Origin of the sequence: Ottowia thiooxydans DSM 14619 (assembly GCF_000422885.1) — a bacterium.
GTDB classification, from domain to species: Bacteria; Pseudomonadota; Gammaproteobacteria; order Burkholderiales; family Burkholderiaceae_C; genus Ottowia; species Ottowia thiooxydans.
Genome location: NZ_AUGX01000014.1, coordinates 62,752 through 75,282 on the forward strand (window position 1 = coordinate 62,752; position 12,531 = coordinate 75,282).

At 60.8% G+C, this 12,531-nt stretch carries 7 protein-coding genes; 5 read left to right on the forward strand and 2 right to left on the reverse strand.

The features are described 5' to 3' along the window. Positions 1-50: 50 nt before the first annotated feature. Positions 51-6,050 carry an alpha-2-macroglobulin family protein gene (locus G518_RS0113650; RefSeq protein ID WP_051236630.1) on the reverse strand — a complete coding sequence of 2,000 codons (6,000 nt, stop codon included), beginning with the start codon at positions 6,048-6,050 and terminating at the stop codon, positions 51-53. A 154-nt stretch (positions 6,051-6,204) separates the two neighbouring features. Next, entirely contained in the window at positions 6,205-7,647 is a 1,443-nt protein-coding gene (argH, locus tag G518_RS0113655) for an argininosuccinate lyase (RefSeq protein WP_028603022.1), read from the reverse strand. An 87-nt stretch (positions 7,648-7,734) separates the two neighbouring features. On the opposite strand from argH, the gene G518_RS0113660 reads away from it, so the two are divergent. From G518_RS0113660 to G518_RS35130, 5 genes are all read left to right on the forward strand, one after another. Next, the gene (locus tag G518_RS0113660) at positions 7,735-8,787 is read left to right on the forward strand and encodes a sensor histidine kinase (protein ID WP_028603023.1); all 1,053 of its coding nucleotides are present in this window, start codon (positions 7,735-7,737) and stop codon (positions 8,785-8,787) included. Beyond that, a complete protein-coding gene (locus G518_RS0113665) occupies positions 8,787-9,533 on the forward strand; it encodes a LytR/AlgR family response regulator transcription factor (RefSeq protein WP_028603024.1) in 747 nt (248 codons plus the stop codon). Before G518_RS0113660 ends, G518_RS0113665 begins: the two co-directional genes overlap by 1 nt. A gap of 62 nt (positions 9,534-9,595) precedes the next feature. Next, positions 9,596-10,522: a hydroxymethylbilane synthase gene (hemC, locus tag G518_RS0113670; protein WP_211231712.1), complete on the forward strand. Its 927-nt coding sequence runs from the start codon at positions 9,596-9,598 to the stop codon at positions 10,520-10,522. Positions 10,523-10,565: 43 nt separating this feature from the next. Beyond that, complete coding sequence (locus tag G518_RS0113675) at positions 10,566-11,351, forward strand: uroporphyrinogen-III synthase (protein ID WP_028603026.1); 786 nt, start codon at positions 10,566-10,568, stop codon at positions 11,349-11,351. Continuing rightward, on the forward strand, positions 11,348-12,526 hold the full coding sequence (locus tag G518_RS35130; RefSeq protein ID WP_084651805.1) for a uroporphyrinogen-III C-methyltransferase: 1,179 nt from the start codon (positions 11,348-11,350) through the stop codon (positions 12,524-12,526). The genes G518_RS0113675 and G518_RS35130 overlap by 4 nt, the downstream gene beginning before the upstream one ends. Positions 12,527-12,531: the final 5 nt, after the last annotated feature.

Genomic DNA, 12,531 nt, shown 5'->3' on the forward strand with positions numbered 1-12,531 from the left:
TGGCTACGTTTACACAGGGGGGCCAGCCCCCGTGAGTTGTTATGACTTTGCTACGGCGCTTGCACCGTGACCCGCGCGTTCGGTATTTCCCCAAACATTTCGGGCGCATACAAGGCTTCCACCCGGCTAGGGGGCAGGCTGAATGCGCCGGCATTGTTCAGGCGAACGGTGTATTCCACCTTCACGGTGCCTTTAGGCAGGTACTCGTAGTAGCTGCGGAAAGCTTCGAAGCTGCGCTCCTCGAAAGCCGGCCATCCTGCACCGCTGCGCTGCTCGCCTTGAGTGGCGATCTGCGAATCGCGCCCCAGGCCACCGCCCAGAATGGTGGCGCCCGCGGGCACGGGGTCAGTCACTGCCACCCAGGTCATATCGCTATTGCCGGTGACTTCCAGCGTCACTCGGAGGATGTCGCCGCGGGTGTACTGCCCTGAAGGTAGAGACTTGTTCGCTTGCTCTACAGGCGTGACAGTCTTCTTGATCTGATAGCCAGAGTTGAAAGGCGCTTTCAGGTCTACTGCTGCCAGCGACTGCAGAGTGACCCACGGTTTGCCTGTTCCGACCTGAGTGACTACGAGCGGTTGTTTGGTGCCGGGCTTGGCATCTCCCCAAGAGAGCAGGGCGGTGTTGTTGGTCAACTGGCCAGGCGAGGAGGGCGCACCAAAAATGCTGGTTTGGTGCGCAGCGCCTAGGCTGTCGCTACTCGTCAGGCGTGTGACCTTGGACCACTCGATTTCAGCAGAGGACGCACCCAGGGTAGCGGTGGTTTTCCCCGCTACAGGCGTGGACTCGTGCTGCTTCGAGAATTGCTCCAAAGCCAAGCCTCCCCAAAGGTTGGCGGTAGTGGTGTTCCATGCGCCACCTTGTTGGCGAGCGATGAAGCCGGTTACCAGGCGGCCAAGATCATCCTTCCAGGCGGGATCATTCATGACCAGCAGCAGCAGGCGGGCACTGTTCACGTCGCCGCCGGCCATCAGCCACCACCAGTAATCGTCTTGTTCGGTACTGAAGGCCAGCCGCGTGCCTTGGGTGGTCAGACGAGCGCGCAGAACCTGTTCGGCTTGCGCCAGTTGCGCCGCCTTGTTCGGCACAGTAGGCAAGCGCTTCAGGATGCTGATCCAATCGATCACGGCGCTGGTGGGCCACTGGTTGGGCGCAATCGTCAAGCTGCTGAGCATGGCGGGCTTGGCGGCCTCGTAGCGAGACAAGGCTTCAATGGCCGCCAGCTTGCGTACATCCAGGTCGTTGCGAGGCGACCAGAATTTGCGCTCAATCTTGCCTTCCACGAATTGCGTCAGGCCAGCAATCATGCGGGCTCGGGGCTCATCCGGCAGCGTAAACGCCGTATTGATCTGGCCGGCTGCGTGCGTGGCTGCCAGCAGCCAGGCGGTCAGAGTATCGCTCCCACGATTGGACTCTCCGTTGTTTGGCGGGAAGTAGCTGGCCAGACCATCGCTATCCAGATAGGCTGGTAATTGCGCCACGGTCTGTTGCCAGAGCTTTTCATCGCGCAGGCCAATGGATTTGCTCGTCTTCTGCTCCAGGCAGGAGTAGGGGTAGCGCGCGAACCAGTCACGCACGCCGGGTAGACCTTCTGACAACCGAGGCTGTAAGGATATGCGGACACCACCGCGCTTTTCGCTACCAAGTGGTAGTGCATCCGCCGGAGGGGCGACATCAAGCGTCAGGGAGCCATTGAGCTGCTCCAGGGTGGCTTGCTGCACGGTGAGTGGCACAGCAGGGATGATGCGCTGGCTCACTTTCAGTGCATCGCGAGCGGTGCCGGCGCTGTCCTTGGCCTCAATCTCCCACATCAATGCTTCTGCACGGGTGGCAGCCAATTGCGCTGGTGCGGTTACGTCCCATTGCAACTCACGGGCTTCACCTGCGGGTATTTCAATGGTCTGCGGCTTCAATTCGAGCAGTGTGGCGCGTGGGGACACTTCCACCTTCATGGCTTTTTGTGTCGTGTTGCGCAAGGTCAGCATGGCTTTGAACTGATCTCCTTCGCGCACCAGTGGCGGCAGGCCGCTGATGATCTGGAGATCTTGCGTGGCTTTGATGGCGGTCTGTCCAGTGCCAAAGAGCCCCGTACCTGAATCAGCCACGGCAACGATCTGGAACGTGGTGAGCGCATCGTTCAGAGGCACTTCCACCACAGCTTGGCCCTGTGCATCGAGTTGCACGCGCGGATTCCATAAAAGAAGCGTATCTAGAAGCTCTCGTGTGGGGTTTCTGCCGCCGCCATCACCGCCCGTGGGAACCGCCTTGCGGCCATAGTGGCGCCTGCCGATGATTTCCATTTGCGCGGTGGAAGTTTCCACGCCCCAGGCTCTGCGTTGCATCATGGCATCGAGCAGGTTCCAACTGCCGTTAGGCATGAGTTCCAACAGGGCCTGGTCCACGGCGGCGAGTGCCACCTCCGCATCTGCCGCGGGTTGGCCATTGGGAAGCTTGGCCGTAATGGTGACCTTGGCTTTGCCGCGGACGGTGTAGCTTTCCTTATCAGCTTTCACGGACACATCAATGCGGTGTGCTCCGGTGCCTATGCGGATCTCCGTCATGCCCAGGCGGAACGCGGGTTTGCTGAGGTCCACCATGGCGGTGGGCGCTACGTAGTCTTTGCTGTCATGCCAGAAGGCTTGCCACCATTCACGCGGCGCTTTGTAGCCCCAGCTGAAGAAGCTGTACCAAGGCACATCACGCAACCGGCCGCGCAAGGCCAGTACGCTGACATAGGCGTTCGGGCCCCAAGCCTCTTCAATTTTCAGGCTCACGGTGGGGTCGTCACCACGCAACTGCACCAGTTGTGTGTGCATGACGCCCTCGCGTTCGACGGCCACCAGGGCCGTGGCATAGCGGAAGGGCATGCGTACCTGGAAGCGGGCAGTTTCACCGGGCTGGTAGAGCTTTTTCTCAGGCACGAGGTCCATGCGGTCATGGTTCTCTCCGCCAAACCACAACTCGCCTTGCTTGGTGACCCACACCGAGCTGGCAGCGTTGACGGTACGGCCCTTGTCATCACGCGCAGTGACCACCAGCTCAATTTCTCCCGGCTGGTTCATTTTGATGCTGCAGGTCAGTAAGCCACGCGAGTCGCTGGAGCCGGTACAGACGGTACCCAGATCCTTGGTTTCGGTTCGGTTGTCGTAGGTGTAGAAGCCGCCCACCATCCGCTTGCGACTGGTGGTGGTGATCCGTGCAATGGCTTTTACATCCAGCGTGACGCCTGCTTTGGGTTTGCCTGCCAGGTCAAGCGCCAGGGCCTGCATCTGAACCGCCTGGCTGGCGGAAACCCAGCCCTCGGTCTTGATCCCTACCACCACACCGGCTGGCCACAGCGTGCCGTTGCCGCGCAGGGTCTGGATTTCTCCGTTGGGATCTGCGTAGGTGGCTTCGATCAGCAGATCCTGAGGGCGGGTGGGAACGGCTAATTTATCTATGGCGACTGTTCCGCTGCCATTGCGATCGAGCGTCACGGCCAGCTTGTCGGCCACCACCCGCTGATCTTCACGCGAGGTTGCTTCTTCCTCGCCCTCGCTGCCGCTTTCCTGCTCGCTGCGCGTACGAGGTGGATCGAACTTGAAATCATCGTAGTCCGTAAAGCGCAGATCCTTGGCGCGCGTGAGCGCTGAAATGCGCACCGGAAGATTTCCGGCGGCACCGCCGGCCACATAGTTGACCTGCACGTTCACAGGAACGTTGGTGGCGGCTATCAAGGGCTCCTTGCTCACGGTACTCACGCGGCCCTGAAAGACGGGCAAGCGGAATTCTTCGACGCGGAACTGCCCCGTTTCGAAGCTGCGGCTTCCCTCACCAGCATTTTTGCCTTGGCTGGTTTGCCGCAGCGTGACCTGGTAAACACCAAGCTTGGCGGCTTGGGGAATGGCAAAGGTGCTTTCCGTGCTGCGCCCGCCGGTTTTGGTGCGGCGCCAGGCGAGTGGCTGGGTGTATTCCTGCCCGCTGCCCACGTGCGTGACGACCAGGGTGTCCGGGCTCTCCTGAGGCAATCCAAAGCCAGCACTCGTTTCCGAGCGCAGCAGGTGTTTCATGGAGACGGTTTCACCTGCACGCAGCAAAGTGCGATCGAACACGGTGTGCGCGCGCTCATCCGGGCGAACATCGTTGCTCGTCGGGACATTGAAACGCCATGGTTCAATGCCTTTTTGCCAGGACGACCAGGTGAAGGCCAAGTCATCCACGGTGTCCCGCGTGGTGCGGGCGCTAACGAAATAGCCGCCAGGGTAGTCGCTGTAATCGTCTCTCTCTGCCTGGCAAACAGGCGCTGCAGGAGATAGCCCCTTGAAGCGCGCAATGCCCTCGATGTCTGTGGTGGCCTTGGCCAGCTCACGGCCCCTGCAATCGGAGACGCGAACCGTGGCGCCTGCCACCGGTTGGCCTTTGTCAAGCGAGGTGACCCAGGCCAGGGAGTTGTCTCGCCCAAGCTTGAAGTGCACACCAAGATTGGTGACCAGCGCCGAACTGCGCACGTACATCGTGCGGGAGGGTCCGAATTTTTCGTCCAGCAAGGATGCGCCCAAGAGCTGAGAGGAAATCTCCAGCACATGAAAGCCCGGGACGAGAGGGATGCCCACCACTTCGAATGGACGGGCATTCTGGCCATCATTTGAAGGTGGAACGTGCAGGGTCTGCACACCGTTCACGCCTGCCAGCAATGACACCATGCGCGACTGCACCGTCTCTTTGCTTTCCGCATCGACCACTGGAGGCAGGCCACGGCGTAAATCCTTGGTTGCGAGCTTGCGCGAGATGTAGAAGCCGTCGTAGCGCTGAATGCGCCGGAACCAGTCAATGATGTCTGGATCACTCTGGGGCCGCAGGCCGCTGACCTGAACGCCGCTGGCGTTGAGGTTGGATTCGACCCGGCGCAGGGTCACCGGAAACAGGGGCTGGCTCTCAGGGCCATCCGCAAAGCGCTCGACGATGCCAAAGGGTTGGGCCGCAAATTTGGCCAGTGGCGGCATCGGCGCGGTGGCAAATTGGAGCGGGAAAGTGGAGGCGTTGCTCAAGGCGCGACCGCTGGCATCCTTGAGGTCTGGTGGTAGTGCCAGGGTGAGGGGCGTGCGTTCTGGAAGCGGGCCGTTGAACTGGATGCGGTCAACCAGCGCGTCAGCATCACCTTCATCAAAGCTGGGCTTGAACTCGTTCTTGCTGGAGCGCAGGCGTACCGTCTCCAGTATGCGCCGCGATACGGGTGCGGTGAAATTGAGGGTGACCGGCCGGATAGGCATGCACGCAGCTTGGGCGTTTTCACGCTCGCAGCTCATGCTGGCCGTAAAGGGTTCGCGCACTTTGTAGGTAAAGCGCCGCTCTTGCGTGTTGGCGATGCCGCTGGGAGTGGCCACGCCTTTGCCATACACCAGTTGCACTCGCGTGGCTGGCGTGAGCCGCCGGTTGCACACCAGGGCGTGATAGCGCTGTGGCGTCTTGGTGGCTTCCTGCTCGTTGCCAATGGCTTTCAGCAAACCCGTTCTCTCTGTGCCTTCTATCAAGCGCACCGGCACATGCTCGCCTACACCGTCTATGGCACACCAAACGTTGCTGCGCACGCTATCTGCCGTGGCATCACCATTCAAGCGAAGTATGAAAACCTGTTCTTCCTCAATCGGGCCCGGGGTTGACGGGCTGATTTGTTGGACAAAAGGGCCGCCGGTATTGAACTGAAACTGGGTGGTACCCGTCAGCGCCGATCCTGAACTCGTTTTGAAGCCTGCGACCGCCTCAGCGCGGCAGCGAACGCCCGGTGGAAGATCGCTTTCAAATTCATACACCCATTCACGGGCGCTGTTCCATCGGCCCTGGCCGCGTGAGGCGGTGGCGTCATCACAAGTGAGTTTTAGAGGGGAGGGGGCCTTGGGGTCACCAAAATTGACAGCGTTCTCACTGAATTTGGCCACCAATTGCCTGACCTTGGCCACCTCTCCCTGTGGCGACACACTGGTAATGGTGAGCGCTTGTGCGCCCAGAGCCCAAAACGCCGCAGACAGCGCAAATGCCCGTCCGGCTTGGCGAAAATGAGTGTGAAATTGCATGTGGAGCTCCAGGGAGGGCGTTCAGCGCTAATAGGGTAGCAAATGCCAATGTATCGCCGGTAGTTCAGGGCAAAAAACCGGGAGCGTTTCACTGTGAGACCCTGATTTTGCGTTCCATGTCATGTCGTTGCAGGAACGCAGTATTACGTATTAATCAGTGCGCTGTGCTCAACCTCGTCTTGTGTCGGGCAATCTGCGTGCGCACCTGAGCTGGCGCTGTGCCACCCAGCGTATTGCGTGCGTTCAAACTGCCGCGCAGAGAAAGCACTTCATAAACGTCTTTTTCTATGCTTGGATGAAAACCTTGCAAAACGGTAAGTGGCAACTCTGAGAGATCGCAGTTGTGTGATTGTGCGGCCTTGACCGCGTGGGCTACGGTCTCATGTGCATCGCGGAAAGGCAGTCCTTTCTTGACCAGGTAATCGGCCAGATCGGTCGCTGTGGCGTAGCCTTTCAGCGCGGCCTGCTCCATTGCCGGAGCGTTGACGGTGATACCGCCCTGGCGGACACCAGTCTGTGCGTCAGCCTGGCCTGCAATCATTTCAACGAAGATGCGCAGCGTGTCGCGTACCGTGTCCACCGTGTCGAACAAGGGCTCCTTATCTTCCTGGTTGTCCTTGTTGTAGGCCAGCGGCTGCCCTTTCATGAGCGTGATCAGGCCCATCAAATGGCCCACCACGCGGCCGGTCTTGCCTCTGGCGAGCTCCGGTACGTCCGGGTTTTTCTTCTGCGGCATGATGGACGAGCCGGTGGTGAACCGGTCGGCGATCTTGATAAAACCGAAGTTCTGGCTCATCCACAAGATCAGCTCTTCCGACAAGCGGCTGATGTGCACCATGATGAGCGAGGAGGCGGCAGTGAATTCAATCGCAAAATCCCGGTCGCTCACGGCATCCAGGCTGTTCTGGCAAACACCTTCCATTCCCAGGGTTCTGGCGACCAGCTCGCGATCAAGCGGGTAGGTGGTACCAGCCAGAGCTGCGGAGCCCAGTGGTAACTGGTTCACACGCTTGCGTACGTCCGCCATGCGGGCCTCATCGCGTGAAAACATCTCCACATAGGCCAGCAGATGGTGCGCGAAGCTGACCGGCTGAGCCACTTGCAAATGGGTGAAGCCGGGCAGGATGACCTCGACATTCTTTTCAGCCACCTCAACCAGTGCGCCCTGCATTTCGCGTAGCAGGTCTGCAATAAGGTCGATTTCCTCACGCAGCCACAAGCGAATATCGGTGGCTACCTGATCGTTGCGGCTGCGACCCGTGTGCAGGCGTTTGCCCGCGTCACCAATCAGTTGGGTAAGGCGCGCCTCGATATTCAAATGCACGTCTTCCAGCGCCAGCTTCCATTCGAACGCGCCGCTTTCTATCTCTTTGGAAATTTGGCCCATGCCGCGCTCGATTTCGGCGCGGTCTTGTTCTGAGATCACGCCCTGAGTGGCGAGCATGCCCGCGTGAGCCAAGCTACCGGCAATGTCCGCGCGCCACAGGCGTTGGTCGAAATCCACGCTGGCGGTGTAGCGTTGAACCAGCTCGCTCATGGGCTCTGAGAACAGCGCCGACCAGGCCTGGGATTTCTTATCGAATTGATTGATAGACATATATAGGGAACGTGTGCCGTGACAGGCCGGGAGCGCCGCGGATGGGTGAAAGCAGGCAAAGCGCCTCTACACTGTAGAGATTGCTTCATGAAAGATCCGCAAATTCTATCGATCTTCCAAGGCCCGGGCCCGACTCACGGGGCGGATGCGGCCACGCGGCCTCTGGTTTTCGATGCCTGCCAGGTCAGCGTGATCCTGCGCGCAGTACTTTATGTAGAGACGGTGCTCGCTGTCGCGCTGATGTATGCGGCCTCCGATTTCTCTGAATGGATGGCCCTGGTGGCCATTGTTACAGGCGGGGCGCTGCCTGCTACGCTGCTCTGGCTGGTGATCGGCTGCGCTGCCAAGCGCCAGATCGCCCGGCTTCCCTTGGCCGGGCAGTATGCGGCGGGCATGGCGCTGGGGGCACTGGCGGGGTTATATGCCTGCGGCATGCTGAGCTTGGCCGGGCTTTTCGACCAAGCCCGCTGGCTGGCCAGTGCCTTTACAGGCGCTGCGCTCGCTGCTGGACTGGTGGCGGCACTGGCCTGGCGGGTGCGCGGCCAGTTACCGGCCACCACCAAGGCCCGATTGGCGCAGCTTCAGTCCAGCATCAGGCCTCATTTCCTCTTCAATACGCTCAATACGGCCATTGCCCTGGTCAGGCAGGAGCCAGCCAAAGCTGAGATGGTGCTGGAGGATCTGGCCGAGTTGTTTCGCCACGCCCTCATAGAGCACGAGGGCAATTCCACGCTGGATCAAGAGCTTACGCTGGCGCGGCGCTATCTTGAGATAGAACAAGTGCGCTTTGGTGAGCGCCTGCGCATTGAATGGGCGCTGGACGAGCGTGCTCATGGCGCGCGTTTGCCGCCGCTCATATTGCAGCCCCTGGTTGAAAATGCTGTCAAGCATGGGGTGGAGCCCAGTGCCACAGGGGCGGAGCTGCGTATTTCTACTGAATTGAAAGGCCAAATGGCCATCATCGAGATTTCCAACACCATGCCCGCCGGCGAGGGGCGCCGTGGGCACGGAATCGCTCTGGCCAATGTCCGCGATCGCCTCAATCTGCTGCACGATATCGAAAGCAGCTTTCATGCGGCCATGGACGGCGAGGTGTATCTGGCTCGCATAGAGGTGCCTATGCCTGGATGGGGCGTTTGATGGCGCTCAAGGTGCTGATCGTGGACGACGAGGCGTTGGCACGTTCGCGCCTGCGCACACTGCTGGGGGATTGCCGCCAACCAGACGCGCTGGTGGCGGGGGAGGCCGCCAATGCCTCTCAGGCGCTTGCACTGGTGCAACACCAAACATTCGATGTGGTCTTGCTTGATGTCCAGATGCCGGGTGCTGATGGCATCCAACTGGCTGAAGCGCTGCGGCAACTGCCCGAGCCACCCATGGTGATTTTTGTCACGGCCCACGCCGGGTACGCCGTTAACGCCTTCGAACTCGACGCGGTGGATTACCTGACCAAGCCCGTTCGGCTGGAGCGATTGCAGGCGGCGCTTCATAAGGCGCAGCGCATGGGCAACCTGTCTCAGGTGCCGCAGGCAGACTCCGGGCCCGAGTGGCTGCTCATTGCCGAGCGAGGGCGTACGGTGCGTATCCCGCTGTCTGAGGTGCGTTACCTCAAGGCTGAACTGAAGTATGTCACTGTACGAACTCCGCACGCGAGCCATCTTTTTGATGGCAGCCTGAGCCAGCTGGAAGAAAGACACCCGGGCCGTTTCTTGCGTATCCACCGCAACACCTTGGTGGCTCGCAGCGCTATTCGCGAGCTCATGCGCCATCAAGGCGAGGAGGGTGAAGAGGCCGAAGGCTGGGCGGTGCGCCTGGCAGATGCCGAAGAGCTGCTCGTGGTGTCACGAAGGCAGGTGGCAGCAGTACGAGAAGCCCTGGGCGAGTAACCGAAAGGCGTGCCTCGCATGCGATAGCATCTCCCTTTCCCCGATTTCATTCTGATTTGAGTATGTCCGTAGCCTTACCCATCACCATTGCCACCCGTGAAAGCCGATTGGCCATGTGGCAGGCCGAGCATGTCAAAACGCTGCTGGAGGCACGCGGCCATGCGGTTCAACTGCTGGGCATGACCACTCGGGGAGACCAAATTCTCGACCGTACGCTGAGCAAAGTAGGTGGAAAGGGTCTATTCGTGAAGGAGCTGGAGGCTGCGCTCGAAGAAGGCCGCGCCGACATCGCCGTGCATTCCCTCAAGGATGTACCCATGGATTTGCCCGAAGGATTCGATCTCGCCTGCGTGATGGAGCGTGAAGACCCGCGGGATGCATGGGTCTCCGCCAGTTGCGCTACCCCAGCAGATCTTCCTCAGGATGCGGTGATTGGCACCTCAAGCCTGCGCCGCACGGTGCTGCTTCGTGCCATGCTGTCCGCAGCAGGCCGCACAGACGTCCGCATCGAACCGCTGCGCGGCAATCTCGATACCCGGCTGCGCAAGTTTGATGAGGGGCAATACGCGGGCATTGTGCTGGCGGCAGCGGGGCTGAAAAGGCTCAACATGGGTGATCGTATTCGTCATATCTTCAGTCCTGAAGAAATGCTGCCGGCTGCCGGCCAAGGTGCCCTGGGCATTGAGACACGGTCATTGCGCCCTGAGCTCGTGCAAGCCCTCGCGCCATTGGCAGATCAAACTACCTGGTTGGCGGTGGCAGCCGAGCGAGCGGTCAGTCGGGCCATGGGAGGGAGTTGCTCCATGCCCTTGGCGGCCCACGCAACGCTTGCCGGCGGTCAAATTCATTTGCGTGCGGCCTGGGGCGATCCCGCAGGTGACCCCACGTTGGTCACCGCAGAAGGCTTTGCCCCCGCCGGTGACTTTGCCGTCGCTGAGGCCTTGGGCGCGCGGGTTGCAGGCGAGCTCCGTGCTGGCGGCGCGCATTGACCGCAGTGACTTCAAAGCGTGGAACGGAAGAAATTCGAAAACCATGCCGCGCGTGATCGTTACCCGCCCTGCGAAAGAAGCCGAACGCTGGGTTTTTGAGCTTGCAGCGAGAGGCCTGGAGGCGCACGCGCTGGCTCTGATCGGTATTGAGCCGCCGCTCGAGACCGCGCCGCTCCACCAGGCGAGATCCAAGCTTGATAGCTACGCCGCCGTGATGTTTGTCAGCGTCAATGCTGTGAGCGGGTTCATGCAGGCGTCAGGGCAGGGCGGGGCGCTTGAGATGGAGTCACTGGCCATGGGCCCCAGGGCATGGTCTCCAGGTCCCGGCACTACACGCGCGTTGCTGGAATCCGGCTGGCCAGCCTCCGCCATCGATGCACCCAGCCCTGATGCTCCGCAGTTTGACTCCGAATCGCTTTGGGACGAGGTGCAAGCGCAGGCGTCAGCGGGCAAGCGTGTGTTGATCGTGCGTGGTGCTGATGCACAGGGCCAGGTGGCTGGGCGCGCGTGGCTGGCTACCCAATTACGTGCAGCGGGAGTGACGGTCGAAGAAGTGGCTGCCTATCGCCGTGCATTGCCGGTGCTGGGCGCGGCGCAGCGCACGCTAGCCGAAGCGGCGGCCGCAGATGGCAGCGTGTGGCTATTCAGCAGCTCAGAGGCCATTGCCAATCTTTGTGCCCTGCTACCCGCGCAGGACTGGTCCCATGCGCGTGCGCTGGCTACCCATGAGCGTATTGCACAAACGGCACGCCAAGCGGGCTTTGGGCGAGTCACCCAGACACGACCAACACTGGATGCTGTGGCCGCCTCGATAGAATCCACGGAATGAACGACGAGCAACCGCTTGCCTTGCCGACACCTCCGCCGGGGCCCACACCTACTCCATCGGTGTCTGCTCCTGCTGTGGAGATTCCCCAGAGTGGGGCACCAGCGGCACCTGCAGCACCTGCAACGCCACCCCCTTCACCGCCTCCGCCAAGCTACATGCGTGCGCGCCGCACCGTAGTGCGGCCCGGGTTGATCGTTGCCTGGGCGCTTGCCGCAGCCGCTCTCGCGGCCAGTCTGATGCTGTGGCAAAAAGTGTCTGCCATGCAGGAGCAACTGGCACGGCAGAGTGGAGAATCCGGCGCCCGTTCCGTAGAGGCCCGCACACTGGCACGACAGGCTGAAGAAACCGTGCGCGAAACAGCAGCCAAGGTGGCTATCCTGGACACCCGTATTGCCGATCTGTCCGCCTACCGGGCCCAACTCGATGAAGCCGTGCAGAGCGTAGCTCGTACGCGCGATGAAAATCTGGCCGTCGATCTGGAAGCTGCACTGAACGTCGCCCAGGACCAGACACAGCTGACCGGTCGTATCGAGCCTCTGCTGGCTGCACTACGCACCGCTGAGCGGCGAGTCGCGCGTTCTGGCGACCCTCGTCTGATCCCGGTGGGCCGAGCAGTGGCCCGCGATCTGGAACGCGTCAAGTCGGCCAGCATTCCCGACACCGCAGGTTTGCTGTCACGTCTTGATCAATTGCTACGTCAAATTGACGAGTTGCCTGCCTCGAATGACGTCGGGCGTTCCCGAACAGAAAAACAACCCGTTGATGCGGCCCGCGAGCCTGCCACTGGATGGTGGGCGCGCATGAGTCAGGCGGTGTTGAACGAAGCCAGAAAACTGCTTAGCGTGAGCCGGATTGAGCGGCCAGACGCAAGCATGATGAGTCCTGAACAGGTGTTTTTCCTGAGAGAGAATCTGAAGTTGCGTCTGCAAGGGGCGCATCTGGCCATTTTGGCTCGCCAATACGAAGCCGCCCGTTCCAACCTGTCGGCTGCGCAGTTCGCCCTGGGGGCTTACTTTGATCCCGCATCGCGGCGCACTCAGGCTGCGGCTACCTTGTTGCAGCAGATCCAGGCGGCGACCAAAGCAGCGGATCTACCCCGAGTGGACGAGACTTTGCTGGCCCTGGGCGCTGCGGTTTCGGCTACGGCCACTAACCATATTTCTGGGGCCAAGTAGAACGC